Origin of the sequence: Sinorhizobium sp. CCBAU 05631 (assembly GCF_002288505.1) — a bacterium.
Lineage (GTDB): Bacteria > Pseudomonadota > Alphaproteobacteria > Rhizobiales > Rhizobiaceae > Sinorhizobium > Sinorhizobium fredii_C.
The window spans coordinates 1,122,261-1,146,678 of sequence record NZ_CP023064.1 but is presented as its reverse complement, the minus strand read 5'-3'; the positions used below and the strand labels follow the sequence as shown (position 1 = coordinate 1,146,678).

The following is a 24,418-nucleotide window of genomic DNA, read 5'->3' as shown; positions in this document are numbered from 1 at the left end:
CGACGCGTCCGCTTTCCGTCCCAGTCGTAAACCATCCTCTGTCCTCCTCCACCCAAGAATATTAGCTGAAGATAAAACCAGAGAAAAACCTAGAGGTCGAGTCCCTTTGCCTGTGCAACTCTTGACAGAATTTTACGCCCGCACATGTTACGGGAAGCGGATCGCCATTCTCGCACGCGCCTTTGCTGCTTCGTCCTCACGGTTGCGCGGGGGTTGGGAAGTCTCCAGCGTTTCGAGCAGTTCGCTGGCGCAGGCCGCGATCGAGCTTACGGCGCGCTCGAACGCCGCTTCATTGCGCTTAGACGGCTTGGTCGTTCCGCTCAATTTTCGCACGAACTGCAGTGCGGCATCGCGTATCTCCTCGTCCGTCGCCGGCGGATCGAAATTGAAGAGAGGTTTGATGTTTCGGCACATGGCTTGCTCCCGGTCATCCTCGTCTCCTCCGCTTCAAGTCACATCGGATGGCGACTTGAGCGGCAGGCGCTGACACGCAGCATCGCGCATCTTTTCAAAAACTGATGGCTTTGGGTAGCGCGCAAGTTGCTTTTCATCTCCAAAAGCCTGAGCGAGCCGGTTCTCCGCGGCATAGGGCATGCGCCACGGGCATGGTAGCCATGCCTTGCAGGCCAGGGGTTCCGCGACCATATCTCATCAGACCACTTCCACGACTTCCATATGAAAGATGCGCGCGCTGTTTGCCACCGCGAATTGTCGCGCGCCAAGGAGACGTCATGCAAGTTCTGAAAACTGTCGAAGAGATGAATGTCAGAGAACTGGCGGACCTGATGTCGGCGGTAGCCGACGCGCTCGAAGCAGCCGCCGACGAGGCCGAGGAGGACGGCGACGCGCGCGCGGTTGCGAACTCGATGTCGCTCGCATGCAGCCTTCGCGGCTGTTCCTCCGGCCTTGAGGCGTGCGACCTGAAGGCCGCCGAACTGCTCCTGGAGCAGGGGATCACATTCGTGCACCTGTTGAACAGCCGGAAGATCGATCCGGCCGCCCTGCAGTAGGGGCGGGTTTCTTTCTTATCGCGGAGCCAGACCTTTGTCAGGCATCTCTGCGACCGTGCGCGAGAAGCTGGCCGCCAAAATTCAGGGGATTCTCACGCACGGCGGAACCTGAGACGGAGCCCTCGCATTCTTCGTACAGACAAACGATGGAGGGTCAGGTGAAAGGCTTATTGGCGGGACTTTGCGGGTTCGCCCTGTCACTCGCACTCTTCCTTAGCGGGGCGGCGGTCGCAACTTTCATCCTTAACGGGAACCCGGCACGTGAGCCGCAGCTCGACATGAATCAGTCGGAAATATGGACCGAGCAGCCGCGTGCAGTGAACCCGGCGGCTCAGCAATTCGAGCGGCTCCCCGCCCGCGCCGCGGCAATTGATGTCTCTCCCAAGGAGCCCTTGGAGACCGAAAAAGGCAAAGAGCCGGTAGTGACCCTGCCTTCAGAACGCATCGCGACCACAAAAGGCAAAGAGGCAGTGGAGGACTTCCCGGAACACGTGGTAACCACGCAGGGCAATGAGGCTGCAGAAGACCTTCCTTCGGAACCCGAGGTGATCGCAAGGGTCAATGGGGACGAAAAGGAACTTCCTTCTCTGGATTCAATGGCCACCGGCTCAGTTCAAACGATACCCAGCGAGGAGCAGCCGGTGTCGGCAGCCGGGCCGACGGCGCACGTCGAATGGTGTGCGAACCGCTATCGGTCCTACCGTGCCCGCGACAACAGCTATACATCCTTTAGTGGCGGCCGGCGGACTTGCATCTCTCCCTATATGAATGCGGCCGGAACGCCGTCGGAAGTCGCCTTGCCGCCACCCACTCCTGAGGAAAGCGTCGACGCTCCTTCAGCCGAGATGGACCTCTCGGCCGATGCGACGAACCTGTCGTTCGAACATGTCGACTATTGCTTCAGTCGATACCGATCGTACCGTCCGGAAGACAACACCTACCAGCCCTATGACGGCGGGCCGCGCCGTCAGTGCCGATAAGCCGAGATGTTGCGGAGAAGGAAAGCGGAATAGCCGTATCGCGGGAGCGCCACGTCTCCCGCGATACGGACGGCCAGCTCTACATCGCGTTGACCATAGTGCAGAGTTGCGCGATGGTCATCGCGCCGCCTGTGGCCTGAGTGCCCGCCGCCGACCCGGACGAGGTCGATCCGGTAGAGGTGCTTGCAGTGGTTTCGCCCGAAACCTGGGGTGTAGTTCCGGCCGCCGACCCACTTGCGCTGCCTGATGCGCTTCCGGCTCCCGTCGCCGATGCGGTTTGCATCGTATTGCAATCCTGCTTGATCTGGTTCTGCTGCTCGGCCGTCAGCTTCGACCAGTTGGCCTTGATTTCATCCTGGCTGCGCAAGCTCGTCCCTGACGCATCGGAGAAGAGGGCGTTGCGTACCGGATCCGGCCATTTCGACGTGGTGCTCCTTTCCGCTTCATTCATCTGCATCACCCCCGGGGCTCCCGAGCTGCTCCCGGAAGGAGAGGCGGAGGTCGTCCCTGATGCGGAGCCCGCCGTGCCACCACCCGATGTTGACCCTGAACTGCTTTGAGCGACAGCGGCGGATGCCATTGCAAGCGAGATAGCCGCGGCAAAAAAATAATTGTATTTCATCTGCGTTGTCCTTCTTATTAGCGCGCACAACGCGCAGCGCACCGAACCGGCCGGTGACGGGAAGGTTCCACGCTCTTTCGATTCGCTTCCGCCGCGAACCGGACCTGCGAGGATCCGCTTTTCTTCCGGCACCTCCAAAACAGCTTTACATCTACCGCTTCCTTTGGTTTGTGAGGCGGAGTCTTTCGTCTCGACCGTTTGGAGGAGCAGAATGAAGTTGTTGCGTTACGGCCCCGAAGGGGCGGAAAAGCCGGGCGTTCTGGACAGTGCTGGCCGAATTCGCGACCTCTCGGCGGTGATCGCCGACGTCGCCGGCCCGGCAATCGCCGATCTCGGCTGGGCTCGCGGTCTCGACCTCGAGGGCCTTCCGCTCGTAGAGGGCACGCCCCGGCTCGGCCCCTGCGTCGCCGGTAGCGGCAAGTTCATCTGCATCGGCCTCAATTACGCGGACCATGCGGCAGAATCCGGCCTCGAGGTTCCACCGGAGCCCGTGGTCTTCATGAAGGCCACCTCGGCGATCGTCGGTCCGAACGACAACGTCATCATCCCGCGCGGTTCGGTGGCGACCGATTGGGAAGTCGAACTTGGCGTGGTGATCGGCAAGAAGGCCAAATATGTGGGCCGAGACGAAGCGATGGACCATGTCACCGGCTATTGCGTCATCAACGACGTCTCGGAACGGGATTTCCAGATCAAGCGCTCCGGCCAGTGGACCAAGGGTAAGTCCTGCGACACCTTCGGTCCGACCGGTCCCTGGCTCGTCACCCGCGACGAGATCGCCGATCCGCAAAACCTCGCGATGTGGCTGAAGATCAATGGCGAGACGAAGCAGAACGGCTCGACCGAGACGATGGTCTACGGCGTCGCGTATCTGGTCAGCTACCTTTCGCAGTTCATGACGCTCCATCCGGGCGACATCATCTCGACCGGGACGCCGCCCGGCGTCGGCATGGGTTTCAAGCCGCCGCAATATCTGAAGGGCGGCGACGTCATCGAACTCGGCATCGAAGGCCTCGGCACGCAGAAGCAGATGGTGGTTGCGGACGACTGATTTCGCCGGTGGCGCCCCTTGAGGGCGCCGCCGGGTCTAAGCCTTCAGCCGCCCCTGCCGCTTGAGCTGTTGCTCGCGGAAGAAAATGAAGAGGCCAGAGGCGACGATGAGACCGGCGCCGAGCACCATCGGCAGGCGCGGCGTGTCGCCGAAGATCAGCCAGCCGAAGACGATCGCCCAGAAGAGCAGCGTGTATTGAAGTGGCGCCACCGTCGCGGCGTCGGCAAGCTTCAGCGCCCGATTGACGAGCACGTGGGCGACCATCGCGACGACGCCGAGCAGGCCGAGCAGCGCCGTGTCGAGCGGCTTCAGCGGCGTCCAGTCAAACGGCGCCCAGAGGAGGCCGGCAAGCGCGGCCCCGACCAGCTGCCAGAAGGCGAGCGTCGTATCCGGCGTGCCGCGCAGCGAACGCCCGGACACCATCATGAAGGCGAAGCACATGCTGCCGAGGATCGAAATCAGCGCCGGCAGAGTCAGCGCCTCAGAAGAAGGTTCGAGGGCGATCAGGACGCCGACGAAGCCGAAGGCGATCGCCGTCCAGCGCCGCCAGCCGACATGTTCCTTCAACAGGAGCGGTGAGGCGGCCGCCACATAGATCGGCGCCGCCAGCCAGTAGGTCATGACATCGGCAAGCGGCAGGTAGATGACGGCGAAATAGAAGGCGAAGACCTCCGCCGTCGAGGCGACGACCCGGGCGACCTGGAGGCCCGGCTGCTCGATGGCGAGAAGTTTGCGGGCACCGCCGAGCCAGAGGAAAGGGACAAGCAGGACCGCCGCGGCGAGACTGCGGATCAGCACGACCTGACCGACCGAATAGGTGGCGACGAGCCACTTGCCCATGACGTCGTTGAGCGAAAACATCAGCATGCCCAAGAGCATGACCAGCACGCCCGTGCGGGTGGCGTTGGACGCGGTGGCTAGGGCGGCGGGCGCGGTCTCGACGGCCATGGCGAAGTCCTCGTGGAGCGCTGAGCCATTGGCATATTCCGGCGCCGCAATCCATGCATCGTTCTTGATCGACTCATCAGCGTTGCGAATGAGACGTCAAACGGACCGGCTGATGCTAGCCGGCCAAGCGCATGTCGGTGGCGGTCGCGGTGAGGTCGCCGTAGAGCTCCGCATATCTGGCAGCACTGCGGTGCCAGGATGAGTCCGTCTTCATCCCCTGCCGCTGCAGGCTCTCCCAGACGCGCCGGTGCCGGAATAGTTTGAGGGCGCGGCGCAGCGCGTGCCGCAATCCCTCCGTATCGACCGGGGCAAATTGCACTCCGGTGGCGGCCTGCGCCTGGAGCGCAGCGACGTTGGCGTCGATGATCGTTTCCGACAGGCCCCCGGTCCGCGCGACGATCGGCACGCAGCCGTATCGAAGCGCATAGAGCTGCGTCAGCCCGCAGGGTTCGAAGCGCGAAGGAACGAGCATGGCGTCGGCGCCGGCATGGATCTTATGGGCGATCTGCTCCTCGTAGCCGAGCCTCATGACGACGTGTTGCGGGAACCGCCGGGCGGCGTCGAGAAAGGCGTATTCGATATCCGCGTCGCCATTGCCATGAACGATCAGCCGGCCGTCCATGGCGACGATTTCGTCGACGACGGCTGCCAGAAGATCCATGCCCTTCTGCCAAGTCAGCCTGTTGATGCTGGCGAAGACCGGAGCGCGCGTATGCGGCAGGCCGAACAGCTCGAGCAGCGCCTCGCGGTTCGGCAGCCGCCGGAGAGGCGTTCTCGCCGAATAGGAATGCTCGATATGGGGATCGATCGAGGGATCCCAGACGTCGACGTCGATCCCGTTGACGATGCCGACGACGTCTTCATGGCGTGCATTCACCACTCCTTCGAGACCCATCCCGAAGGTCGGCGTCATGATTTCGCGCGCATAGGTGGGGCTGACGACGGTGATGGCATCGGCCGCCTGCAGGCCGCCCTTCAAATACCCGACATCGCCGTAATACTCGAGGCCGTCTATGGAATAGGCCTCGTTCGGCAGGCCGAGTTCTGAGAAGAGATGGGCGGAAAACTGTCCCTGGAAGGCAATGTTGTGGACGGTCAGGACACGTGGAATCGGCACGTTCTTTGCATATTTGGCGTAGACCAGACTCAAGGCGGCGTGCCAGTCGTGCGCGTGAATGATGTCCGGCCGCCAGTGCTGCACGAGTCCGCCGGCGATCTGCGATGCGACCAGGGAGAAGGCGGCGAAGCGCTTCCAATTGTCCGGATAGTCCACCCCGTGCTCGTCGGTGTAGGGGCCGCCCGATCTGAAGAAGAATCCCGGCGCATCGAGCACGAAAAGCTCCAGCCCCGCGGCGCGTCCGGAAAGCAGGGTCGCCTTCTCTCCGAAAAGACAATCGTAGCGGGCAACTGGTGCGGCCGCCTCGAGGGCCTCGATGACGGAGGCGTAGCCCGGGATCAGCGTGCGTGTGCGAATCCCGTGCGATTTCAAAGCTTTGGGCAGCGAGCCGGCAACATCGGCCAGCCCGCCGGTCTTCACCAAAGGGAAAATCTCGGCCGTCACGGAGAGAACGTTCATAGATCGTATTTCCGGAAAATTGTGTTGGCCGTTGCCGGCCAATCGCCGCCCCATTTGCAGTTCCTTCAACACGAAGCCCGTGCGCAAAGTTCCGCCGCGAAATCGAAATTTTTGCAGGAGCCTCTGTGCGCGCCGCGACCGGTTCGGTCGGGTGGCGATTTGCTGCCACCGACCTCAACACCGGCCTGCTTTGGGAGTACAATCCGGCGGTCGTGCGCCCGTTCCATGTGCCGAACATGAAGGAGAGAGGTGATGACTTTCAGCTTGATGAGCCCCGCCTTCGCGGAAGGCCAGCCGATCCCGAAAAAACATACGCGCTTCGGCGAGAACATCTTTCCGCCGCTGAAATGGACGGGTACGCCCGACGGTACACAGAGCTTTGCATTGATCGTCGAGGATCCGGACGCCGTAAGGGGGGTGTTCCGGCATTGCGCCATCATCAACATTCCCGGCAACTGGACCGAGCTTTCGCAGGCTGTCGATACCGGCCCGGAACACGCCATTAAGTTCATCCGGAACGACTTCGGTAATGCGCGCTATGATGGGCCGCAGCCTCCGGCGGGGACTGGCCTGCATCACTATCACTTCAAGCTCGCCGCGCTGGACACCCGCAACATGTCGATCTCGGACGATGTCGGGGCGGTGCAGGCCTGGAACGAGGCCGGCAAGCACCGCATCGCGGAGGCCGTTCTGATCGGCACCTGTCAAGGCTGACGCTTCGGTTACGGCGTCGATCACCTCAGCCTTCGAAAAACGAGTTCGCCGGGAACCAACCTCAGCGGTCGCGGTTTCGTGCCCATTCCGTCCCCGATCAAGGAGTGCTGCGATGGCCAAGAAACCCTCTGCGCCGAACAATTCCAAGCCGGCCACCATTCATGACCAGAAAGCAACCCGCGGCAACGGCGGCGAGCTCCATCAGATCGCCGAAGGCGCCACTCCTGTCTTGACGACCGCGCAAGGAGGACCGGTGGTAGACGATCAGAACAGCCTGCGCGCCGGCGAGCGTGGCCCGACATTGATCGAGGACTTTCATTTCCGCGAAAAGATCTTTCACTTCGATCACGAGCGGATCCCGGAGCGCGTCGTGCACGCCCGCGGCTACGGCGCCCATGGCTTCTTCGAGACGTATGAATCGCTTGCCGCCTATACCCGGGCGGACCTGTTTCAGCGGGCGGGCGAACAGACGCCGGCCTTCGTGCGCTTCTCGACCGTGGCCGGCAGCAAGGGCTCCTTCGATCTGGCACGCGACGTGCGCGGCTTCGCCGTCAAGATCTATACCAAGGAGGGCAATTGGGACCTCGTTGGCAACAACATCCCGGTCTTCTTCATCCAGGACGCGATCAAGTTTCCGGACGTGATCCACTCTGTAAAGCCGGAGCCGGACCGGGAGTTCCCGCAGGCGCAATCGGCGCACGACAATTTCTGGGACTTCATCAGCCTGACCCCGGAGAGCATGCACATGATCATGTGGGTCATGTCAGATCGGGCCATCCCGCGGTCCTTCCGCTTCATGGAAGGATTCGGTGTTCACACCTTCCGCTTCGTCAATGCCAAGGACGAGTCGACCTTCGTCAAGTTCCACTGGAAGCCGAAGCTCGGACTGCAGTCGGTCGCCTGGAACGAGGCGGTGAAGATCAACGGCGCGGATCCCGACTTCCACCGCCGCGACCTGTGGCAGGCGATCCAGTCCGGCAATTTCCCGGAGTGGGAACTGCATGTACAGCTCTTCGACCAGGACTTTGCCGACAAGTTCGATTTCGACATTCTCGATCCCACCAAGATCATTCCGGAGGAGGTTCTGCCGACGAAGCCGGTCGGGCGGCTGGTGCTCGATCGAATGCCGGAGAATTTCTTCGCCGAGACCGAGCAGGTCGCCTTCATGACCCAGAACGTGCCGCCGGGCATCGACTTCAGCGATGACCCTCTGCTGCAGGGGCGCAACTTCTCCTATCTCGACACGCAGCTGAAGCGGCTCGGCAGCCCGAACTTCACCCATCTGCCAATCAATGCGCCGAAATGTCCCTTCCAGAACTTCCAGCAGGACGGCCACATGGCCATGCGCAATCCGGTCGGGCGCGTGAATTACCAGCCGAATTCCTGGGGCGAGGGGCCGCGCGAATCTCCGACGAAGGGGTTCCGACATTTCGCTTCGGAGGAGCAGGGGCCGAAACTGCGCATTCGGGCCGAGAGCTTCGCGGACCACTATAGCCAGGCGCGCCAGTTCTTCATCAGCCAGACGCCGCCCGAGCAGCGTCATATTGCTGACGCCCTGACCTTCGAATTGAGCAAGGTGGAGACACCTGTGATCCGCGAGCGCATGGTCGCCCATCTCCTCAATATCGACGAGACGCTCGGCAAGAAGGTCGGCCACGCGCTCGGATTGCAAACAATGCCGAAGCCGGCCGAAGCTGCCGTACCCACGCGGCAGGACCTCAATCCATCGCCGGCGCTCAGCATCATCGAGCGCGGTCCGAAGCGCTTCGAGGGCCGTAAGCTCGGAATTCTGGCGACCGAGGGCGCGGATGCGGCGCTGCTCGATGGCCTGATCGCTGCGGTCACGGAGCAAAAGGCAGCCTTCGAGCTGATCGCCCCCAAGGTCGGCGGATTCACCGCCTCGGACGGCAGGTGGGTCGCAGCCCATCAGATGGTCGATGGCGGCCCATCCGTGCTCTACGACGCGGTGGTGCTTCTTCCTTCGGCAGAGGCCGTCGCCGATCTGATCGATGTCGCCACCGCCCGCGATTTCGTGGCCGATGCTTTCGCCCACTGCAAATATATCGGCTTTGTCGGTGCGGCACGTCCCCTCCTGGAGAGGGCCGGCATTGCCGACGCCCTCGACGAGGGAACGATCGAGCTCACCGATGCCGGGAGCATCGCCGCCTTCTTCAAGGAACTCGGCAAGCTGCGCGTCTGGGCGAGGGAACCGGCCGTGAAGCTGAAATAGGGCGATCGGGCAAGGAGTGGACGATGCCGTCACCGGCGCATCGAAAACCGACCAAGGCGACCGGACGGCCGCGCTCGGCGAGAAAGGCAAGGGCGGCGGCGGAGGCTGTATCCGCCGGCGGCTTCGCGCTGCCGGTCAGCACCGCGCCGATGGAGGCCCGCTCTGCGACCGAGCTTCCGAGAGATGGGGCATGGCAGTATGAGCCGAAATGGGACGGCTTCCGCTGCCTTGCCTTCAAATCCGGCGAGGAGGTTGATCTTAGGGCCAAATCCGGCAAGCCGCTCGGGCGGTTTTTCCCGGAAGTCATCGCCCTCTTGCACCGGCTGGACGCCCGCCAATTCGTCCTTGACGGTGAACTCGTCATCGAAGTCGAGGGGCGTCTTTCCTTCGACGCCCTGCAGATGCGCCTGCATCCGGCGGCAAGCCGCGTCGAGAAGCTCGCGCAGCAAACGCCGGCCCGCCTCATCCTGTTCGACATGCTGGTCGACGCAAAGGGGGCAATCCTGACCGACAAGCCTCTTCCCGCCCGGAGAGCGGCACTGGAAGCCTTTGCCGCCAAAAACGCAGTTCCGGACAAGCTCGCCCTTTCCCCCTTCACGCGAGACCGACAGGAGGCCGAGCGATGGCTCGCCTCGTGGGAGGCGGGCGCGACCGACGGCGTCGTCGCCAAGCGGCGCGACGGGACTTACGAATGCGGCGAGCGGGCGATGGTCAAGGTCAAACGCCTGAAAACCGCCGATTGCGTCGTCGGCGGCTTCCGCTACGAGAGCAACAGCGACGCGGTCGGCTCCCTCCTGCTCGGGCTTTACGATAGCGACGGAACGCTGAACCACGTCGGTTTCACCGCGACGATTTCCGACAAGGAGCGCCCGGCATTGACACGTCGGCTGGAGGCATTGCGCGAGCCGCCCGGCTTTACCGGCAAGGCACCCGGCGGCCCGAGCCGCTGGAGCACCGAGCGCAGCGGCGAATGGGAACCGGTCCGTCCGGAGCTGGTGGTCGAGGTGAGATTCGATCACGTCAGCAGCCGTCGCTTTCGCCATGGCACGAAGCTGATGCGCTGGCGTCCCGACAAGGATCCGCGCCAATGCACCTATGAGCAGATCGAGCCACGCTGACAGGCCAAAGCGCGTCGCGAGAAAATGTATTCACGCTGCGCGCTTTAGGTCCTTGTTTTGTGCATGTCGTCATCCCAAAACCGCTGCACACGTTTGGGCGACATGCATTAGAATTTGCGACTGAGGAAGGGTGAGCCCTCCAATCCGAAGCGCCAGGGGTGCTCGACGGCCTTGGATATTCCGACGCGAAGGCCGGTTGCAACGGGCGGCCGCTTCGTCTGCAGGCTTAGCTGGAAGGGCTTTCCGTTAAGCGGCAAGCCATCCTGTTCCTTGCCGATCGCGAGCGCCTGGCCGACTCGTCCGGGGCCGGAACAGAGCAACCTGTCTTGCGAAACGCCGCGCCGCTCCCGCATCGTCTCCAGCCCCCATCTCGGCTCGATGGCGCGGACGAGCACGGCGCTGCCGGGCAGGCAGACGAAATTCAGGCACCAGTGAAGACCGTAGGAAAGATAGACATAGGCATGCGCCGGCGGGCCGAACATCGAGCGGTTGCGGTTCGTGGTACCGGCGAAGCTGTGAGAGGCGGCATCGTCGGGCAGATAAGCTTCCGTCTCGACTATGATGCCGCCGATGCCGGAGACAGCGAATTCCGCACCGATTAAATCGGCGGCGACCTTAACGGCGTCGCGCGCAAAGAAGCTGTCATCCCACTGCAATCGATAGCGCTCCCCGATCTATGCCGGTCGTATGTAGTCTCATATTTTCACGCTCGCCAACGTTGCGCCCGAAACTCGCGCGCAGCCACTGAGAACTTTCCGCGAACATCCGAAGCATGTAGGGTTAAATCAAAGACGATACAACGAGGAGCCGAGACATGGCGCAACGAGCGGGCAATGCGGATCTGCCGCTGCATGGCGGCCGGGTCCCGAAGTGGCTCGGCGACCGGATGACACGCCTCGGCACTCTGATCACCGAGGCGATCGTCCATCATTATGGACGGGACGAATTCCTGAGGCGGCTTGCGCACCCGTTCTGGTTCCAGTCCTTCGGCGCGGTGATGGGCATGGACTGGCATTCGTCGGGGATCACCACCAGCGTCATCGGCGCCTTGAAGCGTGGCCTGACGCCGCTTTCGGGCGAACTCGGCATTCACGTCTGCGGCGGCCGTGGCCGGCATTCCCGAATGACCCCGGGCGAACTTGTCGTGATCGGCGAACGCATCGGGTTCGACGGCGCGAGGCTTGCCGAGGCGAGCCGCCTCGTCGCCAAGGTCGACAGTGCCGCCGTACAGGACGGCTTCGATCTCTACCTTCACGGCTTCATTGTCACGGACGATGCGAGCTGGGTGGTTGTCCAGCAGGGCATGAATGGCGACCGACGGCAGGCACGGCGCTATCACTGGCTTTCCGAAGGCCTGGATAGCTTCGTCGACTCGCCGCATGCGGCGATCGAGGGGCGGGAGCAGGGCAAGATCATCAACCTTGCGGACCGGCGCGCCGGCGCCTCGCGGGCAAGCCAGCTCGACCTTTTAAGCGCGCTCGGACCCGATGGCCTCATGCGCGAGCTGGCGACGATCGAGGCGCGCGGGCCGGGACTGCCGGCTCCGGCCCAGCCGATGCTGCCGCACCTCTTCATGCCGGCCCATCACGACGTGCGCGAAAGCGACGTGAACATGCGGCGCCTGCACGGCAATTTCGCCGCCGCAGCTGATCGCGGGCCGAAGGATTTCGAGGAACTGCTTCTCGTGCCGGGCGTCGGCGCGCGAACCGTCAAGGCGCTCGCGATGGTCGCCGAGGTGGTGCACGGCACGCCGTGCCGCTTTTCCGACCCGGCTCGTTTTTCGCTCGCCCATGGCGGCAAGGACCGTCATCCCTTCCCGGTGCCGCTCAAGGTCTATGACGAGACGATCAACGTGATGAAATCGGCGGTGCAGAAAGGGCGGCTCGGGCGAGAGGAGGAACTCGCCGCCTTGCGGCGGCTCGATGAGCAGTCGCGCCGGTTGGAGCGCTACGTCACCGGCCCGGATCTTAAGGAGATCGTTGCCGGCGAGTTCAGAAATTCTGCCCGCTTTGGCGGGCGGAGCGTGTTCGGCTGGGAGCCGGAGGACAAGGAAGACCACAGGGACGCTGCCGCCGTCAAGGGCCGCAGCCGCAGCTGAGCTCACGGGAACAATCACCGGACCGATCGATTAGAGGGGCGAGATGCGAGACATCCCCAACCGAAGGAGGTTCCGGTGAGCGCTTCGAAAACAACGACCGATCACGACACGATCCGCAAATGGGCAGAGAGCCGCAACGGCCATCCGGCCCGCGTCAAGGGGGCATCCGACGGCGGTTTGCTACGCATCGACTTTGGAAAGCCGGAAGAGAGGCTGGAGGAGATTTCCTGGGAGGATTTCTTCAGCATATTCGACGAGAACAAGCTGGCCTTCCTTTATCAGGACCGGACCGCGGAGGGGAAAGTCAGCCGTTTCTTCAAGTTCGTCGACCGCGAGTGAGAGCGGACACTTGCAAGTAAAACCTGTTCAGGCCGCCTCCGTATGGCGCGCCAATTTTGAGGTATGACGTGTTTTGAACCGGCGTCGCCGCGGTTGAGTTGGAGAAGCTAACGCGTCGCGACGAGCCTTTGAATTTCCTCCAGCCGGGCCCTCAGCCTCTGAATCTCGTCGCGCTTCTCGGTAACCACATCCTTTGCCGTCTCGATCCGGTCGGCGCCGGGGAGCGTACCGATTGCGGTATGCGCCTCGGTCGCAATCGCATCGATCTCTGCCTCGAGCTCGGCGATGCGCTCCTGCAGGTCAGTGATCTGTTGCCGGACCGTACCACTGGTCTCTGCCGCATGACGTTCGGACGCATCGATCGGTTCGTCGACACCGTGCGGATCAAGAGGGCGCGCGACGGTCGGGGATCGCGCTTTTCCGTGCTTGCTCATGGCTGGTCTCCCGTAAGCGCTCTAAACTCCGGGAAGCCTCCGTTGTTCCGGTGGTACGATGCGGATTTGCGGAGCTTCTTTTCATGTCGTTGGAACTTCCTCTCGCGAGGGCCGTTTTTGTGAATCATGTCCGGGAGGGATTCGATGCATGCACAGGAATGCCTAGAGCTTCATTTCGACCTGATGAGCGGGAGAGCGTTGCTCTGCTGTGGCGACAAGGATTATGTGTTGCCTGATTTTTATCCCACGAAGGAAACGGCAAGGATGGCGGCCCAGCAATTCGCCTGGGAAAAGCTCGGCTGGAAGGACCGGGCGCGCGAATTTCGGCAGGCTTCCGAATTGCCCGTGTGGCTGCGCTGAGCCGCTGATGGGGCCCGAAGGGCAACGGCAGTAAAAAGACGACGAAATGGTCGCAAGAGGTGACGGCGCATAGCAATGCGCTGGACATCGAGCCCGTATGCCTCGGACGATCCGCGGAAGATTGCACGTTCCCTGAGACGCTGGCGGAAGCGAGCGACCGCCGTAAGTCGAGCGCCTACCGGTCCGCGATGTCGATGCTCACCTTCTATATCAACAGGGCAGGCCTCTGGATTGGCCGACGAACAGCGGTGCGTGCTCGAACAGGCGAAGGACGAACTCAGGAGGGAATTTCGGGCGGGAGCCCACAGGCTGAACCGGGAGACGAGGGATTTCATGGCATTCACGCTCTATTACTGGGACGGAATTCCCGGCCGCGGCGAATTTGTGCGGCTCGCATTGGAGGAGGCAGGCGCCGACTATGTCGATGCGGCGCGCCAGCCGGGCGGCACAGATGCAATGCTGAAGCTGATGAAGGATGCCGGCGGTGCCACCAGCCCTTTCGCGCCCCCCTTTCTGGTCGATGGCGAACTGCTCATCTCCCACGTCGCCAATATCCTGTTCTATCTCGGCCCGAGGCTGGGGCTGGCGCCCGAGGATGAGGGCCTGCGCCACGTTGCCAACGGCCTGCAACTGACGGTGACGGATCTCGTTACCGAAATCCACGACACGCACCATCCGATAGGCGTGTCGCTCTATTACGAGGAGCAGAAACCGCAAGCGTCGAAGCGGGCGGAGAACTTCCTATCCGAGCGGCTCCCGTATCTTGGCTATTTCGAACGCGTTCTCGCCCAAAATCCGGAAGGCCCGGAGCATAGCGTCGGCGGGCGACCGAGCTATGTCGATCTTTCGCTGTTCCACCTGGTCGAGGGGCTCCGCTACGCGTTTCCGAACGGGATGCGTGCCAATGAAGAGCATGTGCCGGCGCTGGTTGCGCTGCATGATTCGGTAGCGGCGCGACCGCGGATCATGAGCTATCTGGCTTCCGACAGGCGCTTGCCCTTCAACGAGTCCTGCATTTTCCGCCGCTATCCCGAACTCGACCGACCGTCCTGAGTTGCTAATCCACGTGGCCGGCGATTTGGGCGAGGTCTTTCACGAAGCGGGCGCGTTCCGCCGCGGCGTCGTCCCTGTTCTGAATTCTGAGAAGATAGGAGGGATGGATGGTGACGAGCACCGGGTATCCGGCGGGCGTGGCGACTAGGTCGCCGCGGTTTTTCATCACGCCGGCGCGGCGTCCGAGCAGCGACGAAAGCGCCGTTGCACCCAGCGCGACGACGACCTTGGGCCGCAGCTGCTCGAGCTCTGTGCCGAGCCACCAGGAACAGCGCTGGATCTCGCCCGCATTGGGCCGCGAATGCAGGCGGCGCTTGCCGCGTTGCTCGAACTTAAAATGCTTGACGGCATTGGTGAGATAGCAGCTTGAGCGATCGATGCCTGCCTCATGCAGGCACTCGTCGAGAATACGTCCCGCCGGGCCGACGAAGGGCCGCCCGGCCAGATCCTCGCGATCGCCGGGCTGTTCGCCGACAAGGACGACGCGGGCCTTGCCGGGGCCCTCGCCAAACACGAGCTGCGTCGCATGCTTGTAGAGATCGCAACGCTCGCAGCCCTCGGCCTGCTTGCGCAACGCTGCAATGGAGGGCGCATCAGCGTGCTCGCCGGAAAGGGCCGGACCCATTTTTACAAGTTCAGTCGGCATGGCTTTCAAGACACGAGCCTCGGTCCATTTCAGTCGTGCAATCGGCTAAACCGACAGGCTCCGACCATGTTCCGTTCGCTACGTTAATTGGACCGTACGGCAGCAACGATGCTTGGGCCCGGCAACTCACGTCCGTCCAATTTAAGTGCGCCGAATATCTGCTCGCCGCAGATCGGCGGAACGGCGGCTTTGCCTGCGGAGAGATTGGCGCGCAACTCGAGCACCGGGCCGCCGAACGACCAGTCAACGGCGACAATGCCGTCGCGAGCGGAATGGACCTCGAAACTCGGAAGGTTGCATTGTCTCACCAGCGGCGCGATGTGCCGCTGCCGGATATCGGCGAGGTGGCGCATGAAGGCGAGGTGAGTCCTGCCGGCCGCGCTCTCGGCGCGTTCCCAGCGAAGCTTCGAAGCGGCAAAGGTCTCGGGATCGATCGGATCGGGAAGATCTCCTGCCGTCTTGCCGGGCGGCATGCCGCCGAATTTCTCGGCTTCCTCCTGCCGCCCGCGCCGAACGGCCGCGCCGAGTTCGCCCGCATAGTCGGCGAAGAACAGGAACGGCTGGCTTTCCCCGTATTCCTCGCCCATGAAGAGCAGCGGAATCTGCGGCGAAAGCATCAGCATCGCGGTCATCACGTTCAGCTGGTCAGTCCTCGCGAGCGAGACGAGGCGCTCGCCGAAGGCGCGGTTGCCGATCTGGTCGTGGTTCTGCAGGAAGCTCACGCGCGCCTGCGGCGGCACTTGGCCCTCCGGCTGAGGGAGGGACTCGATCGTTTCGGTCGAGGCGAAGCCGTCGGTCATGGCCTCGCGCGTCGCCTGCCAAGGGCGCGCTGCAAAGGGCCGATAGAAGCCCCTGTCTTCGCCCGTTGCGATGACATGGAGGCCGTGGTGAAAATCGTCGTTCCACCCGGCAGTGAAGAGAGCGATCGTCCCGTCGGCGTTGCGCCGCACCAGATTGCGCCGACGGTCGGCATCCTCGACCACCAGATGGATGCTGCGGTCGGCAAAAGTTTCGCGCACCTCGCGGGCCAGGGCGGCAAGAAAATGCGGCTGGCTGGTGTCTCGGATCTGGTCCGTCGCATCGAGGCGCAGCCCGTCGAAGTGGAAGTCACCGAGCCAATAGAGCGCGTTGTCGATGAAGAAGCGGCGCACGGCGGGTTCCTCGAAGGCGATCGACGCACCCCATGGGGTCGGCCGGTCGCGGTTGAAGAAGCGGCTGGCGTAACGGGGGAGGCTGTTGCCCTCCGGTCCGAAGTGATTGTAGACGACGTCGAGCAGGACCATCATGCCGAGCCCGTGCGCCGCATCGACCAGCGCCTTGAGATCGTCGGGAGTGCCATAGGCATGGTGTGGCGCATAGGGCAGAACGCCGTCGTAGCCCCAGCCGCGCTCGCCTTGAAACTCCGCGACGGGCATGATCTCGATGGCGGTGATGCCGGCCTCGGCGAGATGCGGCAACCGCTCGGCCGCCGCTCTAAAGGTGCCCTCCGGCGTAAAACAGCCGACATGCAGCTCGGAGATGATTGCCTCTTCCCAGGGCCGCCCGCGCCAGGAGGAAGCCTTCCACTGGTAGGCCGAATGATAGACGAGCATCGACGGGCCGGAAACTCCTTCTGGCTGGGCGCGAGAGGCAGGATCGGCGACGCGGGTTCCGTCGGAAAGTTCGAACCAGTAGCGATCGCCTGCCTGCGCCCGGGCAGAGATTTCGAACCAGCCGCTGTCGAGCGCGCGCATCGAGTGCGGCACATCGGCAAGAACGAGGCGGACCGCCTGCTGGTCGGGGGCCCACAGGCGAAAATGTGCGACGTCGTCTGAGGTGAGCTCGGCGCCCCAGGTTTTCCGGACAGAATCGGTCATTCATTTTCCTTGATGCTGCGAGATCGGCAAGAGACGAGAACTGCGTCGACCGGTCGAAAGTTCCGCGGCAACCAATCGTCGCCGAGCTTCGGCAGGAACAAAGTTGCCGCCATCGGCGTTGCCCCCTCACTTCCACGACGCTGCAGGGGGCGCGACGACACCGAATGAATGTGGCTTTCTCCGAACTCGATTTTCTGAAGCCGGAGCTTGGCGCCGAATACACCGGCCAGGGCACCCATTTCGCGGTGTTTTCCGCCCATGCCGAAAAAATCGAGCTGTGTCTCTTTTCCGAGGATGGCAGCAAGGAAACGGCGCGGCTGCCCCTGCCGAAGCGGGAGGGCGACATCTGGTCCGGATATATCGAGGGGCTGGGGCCGGGCACGCTCTACGGCTACCGCGCCTACGGACCTTACGACCCGCAAAACGGACATCGCTTCAATCCGAACAAGCTGCTCCTCGATCCCTATGCCAAGCAGGTGGCGGGGGAGTTCGTCTGGGACGACGCGCTGTTCGGCTATACGATCGGCAACCCGGAAGGCGATCTTTCCTTCGACGAGCGGGACAGCGCTCCGTTCATGGTCAAGGGCGTCGTCCAGGATCCGAACTTCGACTGGGACGGCGAAGAGGCGATCCGCCGGCCCTGGACCGAGACGATCATCTACGAGACTCACCTGCGCGGCATGACCATGACGCATCCCGGCGTGCCGGACGAATTGCGCGGCACCTTTCTCGGCATGGCCAGCGACCCGATCATCGATCATCTCATGAAACTCGGCGTCTCCGCGGTTGAGCTTCTGCCGGTGCAATATTTCCTCGACGACCGCTACCTCATCGAGCGAAACCTCAGGAACTACTGGGGTTACCAGCCGCTCGGCTATTTCGCGCCGCATGCGCGCTACATGAAGGGCACCAGGATTACCGAGTTCAAGGCGATGGTGAAGCGCTTCCACGCCGCCGGCATCGAGGTTCTGATGGACGTCGTCTACAACCATACAGCCGAGGGTTCGGAACAGGGGCCGACGCTCAGCTTCCGAGGTCTCGACAATCTCAGCTATTACCGCCAGTCGCCGGAGCAGCCCCGGCATACCTATGACATGACCGGCACCGGCAACACGCTGAACGTCGCGCATCCCATGGTGCTGCGCATGGTGCTTGACAGCCTCCGCTACTGGGTGGGCGTCATGCACATCGACGGTTTCCGCTTCGATCTGGCGAGCGCCCTCGGGCGCGAATACATGGAATTCGATCGCGAGGGCGGCTTTTTGGATGCGATCCGGCAAGACCCGATGCTGGCCGGCGTCAAGCTCATCGCCGAACCGTGGGACATCGGCGACGGCGGCTATCAGCTCGGCGGTTTCCCGCCGCCCTTCCGCGAGTGGAACGATCGCTTCCGCGATGATGTCCGTCGCTTCTGGAAGGGAGACGGCGGCGTCGTGCCGGTGCTCGCCGAACGGCTCACGGGCTCGCCGGTCCAGTTCAATCATTCCGGCCGGGCGGCGACCACCTCCGTCAATCTCCTAAGCGCACATGACGGCTTCACGCTGATGGACACCGTCTCCTATACGGAGAAGCACAACGAGGGCAATGGCGAAGACAATCGCGACGGCCACTCGGACAACCATTCGGACAATATGGGCGCCGAGGGGCCGACCGATGATCCCGGGATGGGCGAGGCGCGCCGGCGCCGCCGCCGTGCAATGGTCGCCACCTTGATGATGAGCCAGGGCGTTCCGATGATCCTCGGCGGCGACGAACTCGGCAACAGCCAGGGCGGCAACAACAACGCCTATTGCCAGGACAACGAGATCGGCTGGATCGACTGGAGCAGCTCTGACGAGGCGTTCCTTACCTTCTGCCGCAAGATGACGGCCTTCCGGCGGGAGAACCCGGTGCTGCGCCAGGAGAATTTCCTGGAAGGGGCCACCGACGAGCACGGACGTATCGAGATTGCCTGGTACAAGCCCGACGGTAGCATGATGGACGAGCCGGCATGGGGCGACGGCGAATTGCGCATCCTCGGCGTCTATCTCTGCCACCTCTCCCCTAACGAGGCACCGGCGGAAGAGATCTTTCTCGTCTTCAACGCCGGCGGCGACTGCGATGTCGCGCTTCCGCCTGTGCACGGGGCGCAAGGCTGGCGGTGGGCGCTCAATACGGCCGAAGACGACGCCTTTACCGAGACCGTTGCCAGGGAGCGGGAAACGGTCCGCGCGCAGAGCGTCGCCGCTTTCGTTCCACAAGACTCTGGCGAGCAGGAGGCGCCAACAACTGCGCTTGCGGGCGCGTAGAAAGGAGGCAGCAGTGCAAAATCCGCGTCAGCCGGGTCAGACTCCGCCACCGTCGCCGAGGGATCCGGAACCGCCTATCGGCGAACCTGAACCCGACCGCCTTCCGGACGAGGCGCCGGTACCGAATCCCGATGAGAATCCGGAGCCGCCGCGCTATGGCGGCGGCTCCGGCGAGCGTTACTGGAACAGGTTTTAAGCATGGAACAAATGGGCGGTCGTCCCGTTTGCATTTTGCCGACGAGGCTTCATCAGCGAGGTAAGGGACATGGAACACGACAGGGAAGAGCTCATCAAGCGCAGGGCTTACGCGATCTGGGAGCAGGAAGGCCGTCCGGACGGCGAACACCTGCGCCATTGGGAGCAGGCAGCGCGGGAAATGGAAGGGCAAGGCACGTCCAGCCCCAACGGAGGCGAGAGCCTTGAGACGGAGGGCACGACCAATGCCGTGTCGACCCCGAAGCCGCCTGCACCGCGCGCAAAAACTGCCAGGAACGGAGCGCGAGCGCACTGAAATGCCGCTTCCCACCTGTCTGATTCGGCCTGGTCCCGGACGGCTCGGCTGATCGGACAGCACCTTCCGAGAAAGGAGCAGGACAATGCATGTATCGGATATCATGAGCAGGGACGTTCATCTCGCCACCCCCAACGACACGATCAGGGATGTGGCGCGGCAGATGGCGGACAACGACATCGGCTTCATGCCGGTCGAAGACCATGACCGCCTTGTCGGCATGGTGACGGACCGGGACATCGTCGTGCGCGGCGTGGCGGACGGACTCGATCCGCAGGCGAAAGTGCGCGACGTGATGACGACAGACGTCAAATATTGCTTCGAGGACGAAGAGGTGGACGACGTGGCGCGGAACATGGGCGATATCCAGGTGCGACGTCTCCCCGTCGTCAATCGCGACAAGCGCCTCGTCGGCATCGTGTCTTTGGCTGACGCCGCGCGGGAGCAGCCCGCCGCGGCGGGCGCGGGCCTGAAGGGCGTGACCATGCCCGGCGGCGAGCACAATCAGGCCGGCCGGCACTGACACGCTCCCTTTGAAAAACGAATTGGCGCCCGCGAAGGGCGCCAAGCCATGGAGGCAGCATGCCGCAAAAGCAGGACAATGGAGAGCCTGGGAAGGGTCGCCCCGCGGAGCAGCGCCCGCGCCGGGCGTCGCAGTCGCCCGATGTATCGTGGCCGGCTCGTCGCCTGGGGCCGCAGCCGCAAAGGACAGCGCACCTGCAGTCGCAGCCAGAGAATGCTTCCGGCGAAGACCACATAGCGGACGCTTCGGACGCGGGCGGCGGCGCCCAGGACTTGCGCGCCGGAATGTCGGTCGACCCGCCGCAACCTTCGCCGCGCGATTTCAGCGGCGGCGCTCAACCGATCAGGCCGAAACACGACCAAGGCCGAACGGTACAGGAAGCCGCAACTCAGGAACATCAGGAAAGCAGTGACGAAGGAACGGGCGGAGAGACCTGGAACAGGATGCTTGGCGATACGACGAATGCCGGGATGCTTCGCCTGCTTGCTGCAATCGCCCTTTTCATTCTGGTGGCGGGAACCTTCTTCTGGCTCGTCACCTGATGCACGTTGGATTGAGCGTAGAACCGCAATGGCGGAGAAAGTGAATGTCGCTTCTGCGTGACCACGGACTGAGCATTACGCTGACCATTCTCACTGCCGCAACCATCGCGGGCATGGTTTTCGCCGGCACTCATGCCTCCAATCAAGAGGCGATCATGCACGGCGAAGCGACCGTGACCGTCGCCGAATATCTCTCCACCGGCCATTTCCTGTCCGCTCTCTTCGAAAATTGGGAGAGCGAATTTCTGCAGATGGCGGCATATGTCTGCCTGACGGCGTTCCTCTACCAGCGTGGCTCGGCCGAGTCCAAGGACCCGGACGTCCTTCAGGACGAGGTGGACGAAGATCCTCGCGAGAAGAAGAACGATCCGAAGGCACCCTGGGCCGTTCGGCAAGGGCCGCTGATAAGGACGCTCTATTCCTATTCGCTTGGCATCGTGCTTGCTGCACTGTTCGTCCTGAGCTTCATTTTCCATCTGCGCGCCAGCGCCGCGGCCGCAAATGTCGAGGCGATGCGCCATGGCGAACCGCCTGTCGGCCTCTGGACGCGACTAGCCGAGGCCGAGTTCTGGTTCGAGTGTTTTCAGAACTGGCAATCGGAGTTCCTCTCCACCCTGCTGCTGGTTCTGCTCTCGATTTTCCTGCGTTTCCGCGGATCGCCGGAATCGAAGCCGGTCGCGGCCCCTATAAGCGCAACCGGAAAGTAGAAGCCAGAAACGCTTCCGGGGTCCCGACCTGACGTCGGAACGCCGGAAGCATCGGCGGGCGGGAAGCTTATTGTTGCTGTGCCGGAGCCTGCTCGGCAGGCGCCGTGCCCTGAAGCTTTTCCTGGACCTTCTTGGCAAGCGCCGGATCGTTCTGCGCGGCCGTCAGAATGGTCGTATATTCCTCGACAGAGATGTTCGGCGAGGCCTCGACGGCCTTGACCATCTGCTGGCTGGCTTCGCTCTGCAGCTTCTCCTTTGCAGCCGCGTCCTGTGTCGCGCCGATCTTGGCGGAATATTCCTGCCGGACCTTGTCGACCTGAAGGTAGGCGACCGCGAAGGCCTCGATCTTCTGTTCGCTGATCTGGGCACCCTTGGCGCCGGGTTGAGCCGGGGCCGTCTGCTGCGCCGGCTGTGTTTCCTGGGCCTGGGCAAGTTCCAGCGCCGAGGCCGGGCTCACGACCATCAGGCCGAAGACTGCAGCGGTCAGCGATGCAACGGGGGTGTAACGAGTGATCATATTCATTCCTCTTGGACGTGCCCTCTTGGACGTGCATGACGTGATCGGCAGCAATACCGCCTTGCTCAACCGCTCCGTGTCGTGTGTGACGCAGCGGCGATTGACCATGTAGCCCTCAAAAGTGCTCGGTTGGGCGATGTCGGGGCAATTTGCTGACCATTGCGCGGCAGCTTTGTGGCCCCGCGCTTCTCTCGAACCAGAAAGCGAGTACAGCCAGCGGTGGCGGCGAAGTGCCGCCCGCTCAGGCGGCGCGCTTGCTTGCGCGGATCGCGTAACGATGCTGGCTGCGTCTCGCCAGCCCCTTGAAGAGGTTCCAGTTCTTCGCCTGCGTCCGGTGGATTTCGCCGAGATCGGTATCGACGATGATGTCCGTAAAGCCGGTGGCCGTAAGGAGTTCGACAACGGCCTCGGCGCGTGCGCCGTTGGCGAAATGGACACGGGAGAGGATGCTCTGGTGGGTCTCCATCATCTCGCGCGAGTGCATCGGTGCGTCCGGCTTGAAAACGCCGGTGCACTGTCCCCAGGCGCTCAATTTCGAGAACAGGCGCTCCAGCGCACCCGTATTGACGAAATCGCCGTCGACGATCAGAAGCGTCCCGCCGGGCTTCAGCACGCGCAGCCATTCGGCGAAGGCCGCGGCCGGATCGACGAGCGTCCAGACCAGATGCCTGTTGACGATGACGTCATAGTGGTCGTCCGGCTCCATCGTGCTTTCCGCGTCGCCCATGCGGAAGGAAATGGCACGCTTGCGGCTTCTTGCCTTCTGACGTGCCCGCTCGAGCATGGGCTCGGCCCAGTCGAGACCGGTCACCTGGAAGCCGAGATCGTCGAGCAGGTGTGAGATGACGCCGGTGCCGCTCGCAAGGTCGAGTGCGGCGCGCCCTTCGCCGTGACCGAGATGGCGCAGGAAAAGCCGGTGCCAGGCGGCGCGCTCTTCCTCGGAGAAGATTTCGTGTCCCGGCGAGAGATCGAAAGTGGCGGCACGTTCCGACCAATAGGCCTTGATTTCGTCGCGAAGATCGTAGTTCCGGCCCGCCGCCACGTCGCTCATTACCAGTCCGCCTCTCCTGTTTGGAAGCGTTCTAAAAGATAAATGTTGACTGGTAAAGTCATGAAACATTAGAAGGCAGCGTTTTCCAAAGGAGCAGGGATCAATGAAGGTTTTCAACAGGGTGGCTTCCGCCGCCGCGGGTCTTTGCGTGCTTTTTTCGAGCGCCGCACTCGCTGACACGGTCAAGGTGAAGGACATCACGGGCCGCGAGGTCGAAGTCAATGTGCCAGTCCAGCACGTAATCCTCGGCGAAGGTCGGCAGATCTATTTCGTCGGCGCCCTGGACAAGGACGAGCCCTTCAAGCGCGTTGTCGGCTGGCGCGACGACCTGACCAAGGCCGACCCCGAGACCTATGGCGCCTACCTCGCCAAATATCCTAACATCGCCAAGCTGCCGGCCTTCGGCGGCATGAAGGACGGCACCTTCGACATCGAGCAGGCGGTGGCGCTGAAGCCCGACGTCATGCTGATGAATGTCGACGCGAAGACGGCGACGGAAGAGGCGGGCTATATCGAGAAGCTCGAGAAGGTCGGCATTCCGCTCGTCTATGTCGACTTCCGCGAAAAGCCGATGGAAAACACAGAGCCGAGCATGCGCCTGATCGGCAAGCTGTTCGGCAAGGAAGAAAAGGCCGAGGAATTCATCAAGTTCCGCGCCGACAGCATCGCCAAGGTGACGGACGTGCTGGCTAAGGCCGATCCGAAGAAGCCCCTCGTCTTCATGGAGCGCGCCGGCGGCTATTCAGACGATTGCTGCATGTCCTTCGGCGACGAGAATTTCGGCAAGATGGTCGAGTTCGCCGGCGGCATCAACATGGCGAAGGAGATCATCCCGGGGACGTTCGGGACGGTCAATCCGGAGCAGATCATCGCCTCGAACCCGGACCAGATCATCATCACCGGCGGCAACTGGGAAGGTTACGTGCCGGGCGGAAACTGGGTCGGCGTCGGCTATGGCGCCGATGAGAAGGAAGCCTTCCGCAAGCTCGAAAACTTGACGAAGCGCCCGGCCTTCACCGGCGTGAAGGCAGTGAAGGAAGGCAATGTCCACGCCATCTGGCACCAGTTCTACAACAACCCGTACCAGTTCGTCGCCATCCAGCAGATCGCCAAGTGGCTGCATCCGGACCTCTTCAAGGACCTCGACCCGGACGCGACGTTCAAGGAACTGCACGAGCGCTTCCTGCCACTTCCCTACAAGAGCGGCTACTTCGTGTCGCTGAATGTCGGCCAGTAAAATCCGG

At 62.8% G+C, this 24,418-nt stretch carries 27 protein-coding genes and 1 pseudogene; 18 read left to right on the top strand and 10 right to left on the bottom strand.

What is annotated here, in order from left to right:
- Nucleotides 1–147: 147 nt before the first annotated feature.
- The gene (locus SS05631_RS24815; protein ID WP_037416471.1) at nucleotides 148–414 is read right to left on the bottom strand and encodes a DUF2277 domain-containing protein; all 267 of its coding nucleotides are present in this window, start codon (nucleotides 412–414) and stop codon (nucleotides 148–150) included.
- A 317-nt stretch (nucleotides 415–731) separates the two neighbouring features.
- Between SS05631_RS24815 and SS05631_RS24810 the strand changes: the two genes are divergently transcribed.
- Nucleotides 732–1,010: a hypothetical protein gene (locus tag SS05631_RS24810; protein ID WP_037416474.1), complete on the top strand. Its 279-nt coding sequence runs from the start codon at nucleotides 732–734 to the stop codon at nucleotides 1,008–1,010.
- Nucleotides 1,011–1,168: 158 nt separating this feature from the next.
- Complete coding sequence (locus SS05631_RS24805; protein ID WP_037416589.1) at nucleotides 1,169–1,990, top strand: BA14K family protein; 822 nt, start codon at nucleotides 1,169–1,171, stop codon at nucleotides 1,988–1,990.
- Between the two features lie 79 nt (nucleotides 1,991–2,069).
- Here SS05631_RS24805 and SS05631_RS24800 read toward each other — a convergent pair whose 3' ends face one another.
- Nucleotides 2,070–2,447 carry a hypothetical protein gene (locus tag SS05631_RS24800; RefSeq protein ID WP_037416477.1) on the bottom strand — a complete coding sequence of 126 codons (378 nt, stop codon included), beginning with the start codon at nucleotides 2,445–2,447 and terminating at the stop codon, nucleotides 2,070–2,072.
- A gap of 376 nt (nucleotides 2,448–2,823) precedes the next feature.
- Between SS05631_RS24800 and SS05631_RS24795 the strand changes: the two genes are divergently transcribed.
- Nucleotides 2,824–3,663 (top strand): fumarylacetoacetate hydrolase family protein, encoded by an 840-nt coding sequence (locus tag SS05631_RS24795; protein WP_037416480.1) that lies wholly within the window; start codon nucleotides 2,824–2,826, stop codon nucleotides 3,661–3,663.
- Between the two features lie 36 nt (nucleotides 3,664–3,699).
- Here the strand turns inward: SS05631_RS24795 and SS05631_RS24790 are convergent, their stop codons facing one another.
- Nucleotides 3,700–4,611 carry a DMT family transporter gene (locus SS05631_RS24790; protein ID WP_037416483.1) on the bottom strand — a complete coding sequence of 304 codons (912 nt, stop codon included), beginning with the start codon at nucleotides 4,609–4,611 and terminating at the stop codon, nucleotides 3,700–3,702.
- A gap of 115 nt (nucleotides 4,612–4,726) precedes the next feature.
- On the bottom strand, nucleotides 4,727–6,187 hold the full coding sequence (gene glgA / locus SS05631_RS24785) for a glycogen synthase GlgA (protein WP_037416486.1): 1,461 nt from the start codon (nucleotides 6,185–6,187) through the stop codon (nucleotides 4,727–4,729).
- A 252-nt stretch (nucleotides 6,188–6,439) separates the two neighbouring features.
- Between glgA and SS05631_RS24780 the strand changes: the two genes are divergently transcribed.
- The 3 genes from SS05631_RS24780 (at nucleotide 6,440) to SS05631_RS24770 (ending at nucleotide 10,249) form a co-directional block, all read left to right on the top strand.
- Nucleotides 6,440–6,901: a YbhB/YbcL family Raf kinase inhibitor-like protein gene (locus tag SS05631_RS24780; RefSeq protein WP_037416489.1), complete on the top strand. Its 462-nt coding sequence runs from the start codon at nucleotides 6,440–6,442 to the stop codon at nucleotides 6,899–6,901.
- Nucleotides 6,902–7,013: 112 nt separating this feature from the next.
- Complete coding sequence (catE, locus tag SS05631_RS24775) at nucleotides 7,014–9,131, top strand: catalase C (RefSeq protein WP_037416492.1); 2,118 nt, start codon at nucleotides 7,014–7,016, stop codon at nucleotides 9,129–9,131.
- A 23-nt stretch (nucleotides 9,132–9,154) separates the two neighbouring features.
- Entirely contained in the window at nucleotides 9,155–10,249 is a 1,095-nt protein-coding gene (locus SS05631_RS24770; RefSeq protein ID WP_037416496.1) for an ATP-dependent DNA ligase, read from the top strand.
- 107 nt (nucleotides 10,250–10,356) lie between these two features.
- Here the strand turns inward: SS05631_RS24770 and SS05631_RS24765 are convergent, their stop codons facing one another.
- Nucleotides 10,357–10,905 (bottom strand): DNA-3-methyladenine glycosylase, encoded by a 549-nt coding sequence (locus SS05631_RS24765; protein ID WP_083853929.1) that lies wholly within the window; start codon nucleotides 10,903–10,905, stop codon nucleotides 10,357–10,359.
- Nucleotides 10,906–11,063: 158 nt separating this feature from the next.
- On the opposite strand from SS05631_RS24765, the gene SS05631_RS24760 reads away from it, so the two are divergent.
- The gene (locus tag SS05631_RS24760; RefSeq protein ID WP_037416502.1) at nucleotides 11,064–12,347 is read left to right on the top strand and encodes a DUF763 domain-containing protein; all 1,284 of its coding nucleotides are present in this window, start codon (nucleotides 11,064–11,066) and stop codon (nucleotides 12,345–12,347) included.
- Nucleotides 12,348–12,422: 75 nt separating this feature from the next.
- Nucleotides 12,423–12,686, top strand: a complete 264-nt coding sequence (locus tag SS05631_RS24755) for a hypothetical protein (RefSeq protein ID WP_037416504.1) — start codon at nucleotides 12,423–12,425, stop codon at nucleotides 12,684–12,686.
- A gap of 107 nt (nucleotides 12,687–12,793) precedes the next feature.
- Here SS05631_RS24755 and SS05631_RS24750 read toward each other — a convergent pair whose 3' ends face one another.
- Entirely contained in the window at nucleotides 12,794–13,120 is a 327-nt protein-coding gene (locus SS05631_RS24750; RefSeq protein WP_037416505.1) for a hypothetical protein, read from the bottom strand.
- Between the two features lie 144 nt (nucleotides 13,121–13,264).
- Between SS05631_RS24750 and SS05631_RS24745 the strand changes: the two genes are divergently transcribed.
- The 3 genes and pseudogenes from SS05631_RS24745 to SS05631_RS24735 all read left to right on the top strand — a co-directional run bounded on the left by SS05631_RS24745 (nucleotide 13,265) and on the right by SS05631_RS24735 (nucleotide 14,533).
- Nucleotides 13,265–13,480, top strand: coding sequence for a hypothetical protein (locus SS05631_RS24745; protein ID WP_037416507.1), 216 nt, complete (start codon nucleotides 13,265–13,267; stop codon nucleotides 13,478–13,480).
- Between the two features lie 59 nt (nucleotides 13,481–13,539).
- Nucleotides 13,540–13,647 (top strand): annotated as a pseudogene (locus tag SS05631_RS32090) (hypothetical protein); the annotation flags it as partial.
- Between the two features lie 166 nt (nucleotides 13,648–13,813).
- Nucleotides 13,814–14,533 (top strand): glutathione S-transferase, encoded by a 720-nt coding sequence (locus SS05631_RS24735; RefSeq protein ID WP_037416592.1) that lies wholly within the window; start codon nucleotides 13,814–13,816, stop codon nucleotides 14,531–14,533.
- A 4-nt stretch (nucleotides 14,534–14,537) separates the two neighbouring features.
- On the opposite strand, the gene SS05631_RS24730 is transcribed toward SS05631_RS24735, so the two are convergent.
- Together SS05631_RS24730 and treZ are read right to left on the bottom strand one after the other, a co-directional pair.
- Nucleotides 14,538–15,179: a UdgX family uracil-DNA binding protein gene (locus SS05631_RS24730; protein WP_037416509.1), complete on the bottom strand. Its 642-nt coding sequence runs from the start codon at nucleotides 15,177–15,179 to the stop codon at nucleotides 14,538–14,540.
- An 83-nt stretch (nucleotides 15,180–15,262) separates the two neighbouring features.
- Nucleotides 15,263–17,035 carry a malto-oligosyltrehalose trehalohydrolase gene (gene treZ / locus SS05631_RS24725; RefSeq protein ID WP_037416510.1) on the bottom strand — a complete coding sequence of 591 codons (1,773 nt, stop codon included), beginning with the start codon at nucleotides 17,033–17,035 and terminating at the stop codon, nucleotides 15,263–15,265.
- Nucleotides 17,036–17,199: 164 nt separating this feature from the next.
- On the opposite strand from treZ, the gene glgX reads away from it, so the two are divergent.
- The 6 genes from glgX (at nucleotide 17,200) to SS05631_RS24695 (ending at nucleotide 21,606) form a co-directional block, all read left to right on the top strand.
- Nucleotides 17,200–19,323 (top strand): glycogen debranching protein GlgX, encoded by a 2,124-nt coding sequence (gene glgX, locus SS05631_RS24720; protein WP_095678085.1) that lies wholly within the window; start codon nucleotides 17,200–17,202, stop codon nucleotides 19,321–19,323.
- Nucleotides 19,324–19,336: 13 nt separating this feature from the next.
- The gene (locus SS05631_RS32085) at nucleotides 19,337–19,519 is read left to right on the top strand and encodes a hypothetical protein (protein WP_086022736.1); all 183 of its coding nucleotides are present in this window, start codon (nucleotides 19,337–19,339) and stop codon (nucleotides 19,517–19,519) included.
- A gap of 69 nt (nucleotides 19,520–19,588) precedes the next feature.
- Entirely contained in the window at nucleotides 19,589–19,834 is a 246-nt protein-coding gene (locus tag SS05631_RS24710) for a DUF2934 domain-containing protein (RefSeq protein WP_037416512.1), read from the top strand.
- Between the two features lie 85 nt (nucleotides 19,835–19,919).
- The gene (locus SS05631_RS24705; RefSeq protein ID WP_037416514.1) at nucleotides 19,920–20,357 is read left to right on the top strand and encodes a CBS domain-containing protein; all 438 of its coding nucleotides are present in this window, start codon (nucleotides 19,920–19,922) and stop codon (nucleotides 20,355–20,357) included.
- A 59-nt stretch (nucleotides 20,358–20,416) separates the two neighbouring features.
- Nucleotides 20,417–20,899 (top strand): hypothetical protein, encoded by a 483-nt coding sequence (locus SS05631_RS24700; protein ID WP_050988209.1) that lies wholly within the window; start codon nucleotides 20,417–20,419, stop codon nucleotides 20,897–20,899.
- 44 nt (nucleotides 20,900–20,943) lie between these two features.
- The gene (locus SS05631_RS24695; protein WP_037416516.1) at nucleotides 20,944–21,606 is read left to right on the top strand and encodes a DUF6766 family protein; all 663 of its coding nucleotides are present in this window, start codon (nucleotides 20,944–20,946) and stop codon (nucleotides 21,604–21,606) included.
- Between the two features lie 67 nt (nucleotides 21,607–21,673).
- Here the strand turns inward: SS05631_RS24695 and SS05631_RS24690 are convergent, their stop codons facing one another.
- Both SS05631_RS24690 and SS05631_RS24685 read right to left on the bottom strand, forming a co-directional pair.
- Entirely contained in the window at nucleotides 21,674–22,123 is a 450-nt protein-coding gene (locus SS05631_RS24690) for a DUF4168 domain-containing protein (protein WP_037416600.1), read from the bottom strand.
- Between the two features lie 241 nt (nucleotides 22,124–22,364).
- Nucleotides 22,365–23,174, bottom strand: coding sequence for a class I SAM-dependent methyltransferase (locus tag SS05631_RS24685; RefSeq protein ID WP_037416519.1), 810 nt, complete (start codon nucleotides 23,172–23,174; stop codon nucleotides 22,365–22,367).
- A gap of 103 nt (nucleotides 23,175–23,277) precedes the next feature.
- On the opposite strand from SS05631_RS24685, the gene SS05631_RS24680 reads away from it, so the two are divergent.
- Complete coding sequence (locus SS05631_RS24680) at nucleotides 23,278–24,411, top strand: ABC transporter substrate-binding protein (protein WP_037416522.1); 1,134 nt, start codon at nucleotides 23,278–23,280, stop codon at nucleotides 24,409–24,411.
- Nucleotides 24,412–24,418: the final 7 nt, after the last annotated feature.

Bases quoted from the DNA above. Each gene is read 5' to 3' on its own strand.
- glgA (WP_037416486.1), bottom strand. From the start codon at position 6,187: ATGAACGTTCTCTCCGTGACGGCCGAGATTTTCCCTTTGGTGAAGACC.
- SS05631_RS24745 (WP_037416507.1), top strand. From the start codon at position 13,265: ATGCATGCACAGGAATGCCTAGAGCTTCATTTCGACCTGATGAGCGGG.
- SS05631_RS24815 (WP_037416471.1), bottom strand. From the start codon at position 414: ATGTGCCGAAACATCAAACCTCTCTTCAATTTCGATCCGCCGGCGACG.
- SS05631_RS24685 (WP_037416519.1), bottom strand. From the start codon at position 23,174: ATGAGCGACGTGGCGGCGGGCCGGAACTACGATCTTCGCGACGAAATC.
- SS05631_RS24730 (WP_037416509.1), bottom strand. From the start codon at position 15,179: ATGCCGACTGAACTTGTAAAAATGGGTCCGGCCCTTTCCGGCGAGCAC.
- SS05631_RS24695 (WP_037416516.1), top strand. From the start codon at position 20,944: ATGTCGCTTCTGCGTGACCACGGACTGAGCATTACGCTGACCATTCTC.
- glgX (WP_095678085.1), top strand. From the start codon at position 17,200: ATGAATGTGGCTTTCTCCGAACTCGATTTTCTGAAGCCGGAGCTTGGC.
- SS05631_RS24800 (WP_037416477.1), bottom strand. From the start codon at position 2,447: ATGCAGATGAATGAAGCGGAAAGGAGCACCACGTCGAAATGGCCGGAT.
- SS05631_RS24790 (WP_037416483.1), bottom strand. From the start codon at position 4,611: ATGGCCGTCGAGACCGCGCCCGCCGCCCTAGCCACCGCGTCCAACGCC.
- SS05631_RS24680 (WP_037416522.1), top strand. From the start codon at position 23,278: ATGAAGGTTTTCAACAGGGTGGCTTCCGCCGCCGCGGGTCTTTGCGTG.
- SS05631_RS24780 (WP_037416489.1), top strand. From the start codon at position 6,440: ATGACTTTCAGCTTGATGAGCCCCGCCTTCGCGGAAGGCCAGCCGATC.
- SS05631_RS24810 (WP_037416474.1), top strand. From the start codon at position 732: ATGCAAGTTCTGAAAACTGTCGAAGAGATGAATGTCAGAGAACTGGCG.
- SS05631_RS24710 (WP_037416512.1), top strand. From the start codon at position 19,589: ATGGAACACGACAGGGAAGAGCTCATCAAGCGCAGGGCTTACGCGATC.
- SS05631_RS24705 (WP_037416514.1), top strand. From the start codon at position 19,920: ATGCATGTATCGGATATCATGAGCAGGGACGTTCATCTCGCCACCCCC.
- SS05631_RS24690 (WP_037416600.1), bottom strand. From the start codon at position 22,123: ATGATCACTCGTTACACCCCCGTTGCATCGCTGACCGCTGCAGTCTTC.
- SS05631_RS24770 (WP_037416496.1), top strand. From the start codon at position 9,155: ATGCCGTCACCGGCGCATCGAAAACCGACCAAGGCGACCGGACGGCCG.
- SS05631_RS24795 (WP_037416480.1), top strand. From the start codon at position 2,824: ATGAAGTTGTTGCGTTACGGCCCCGAAGGGGCGGAAAAGCCGGGCGTT.
- SS05631_RS24750 (WP_037416505.1), bottom strand. From the start codon at position 13,120: ATGAGCAAGCACGGAAAAGCGCGATCCCCGACCGTCGCGCGCCCTCTT.
- SS05631_RS24735 (WP_037416592.1), top strand. From the start codon at position 13,814: ATGGCATTCACGCTCTATTACTGGGACGGAATTCCCGGCCGCGGCGAA.
- SS05631_RS24700 (WP_050988209.1), top strand. From the start codon at position 20,417: ATGCCGCAAAAGCAGGACAATGGAGAGCCTGGGAAGGGTCGCCCCGCG.
- SS05631_RS24760 (WP_037416502.1), top strand. From the start codon at position 11,064: ATGGCGCAACGAGCGGGCAATGCGGATCTGCCGCTGCATGGCGGCCGG.
- catE (WP_037416492.1), top strand. From the start codon at position 7,014: ATGGCCAAGAAACCCTCTGCGCCGAACAATTCCAAGCCGGCCACCATT.
- treZ (WP_037416510.1), bottom strand. From the start codon at position 17,035: ATGACCGATTCTGTCCGGAAAACCTGGGGCGCCGAGCTCACCTCAGAC.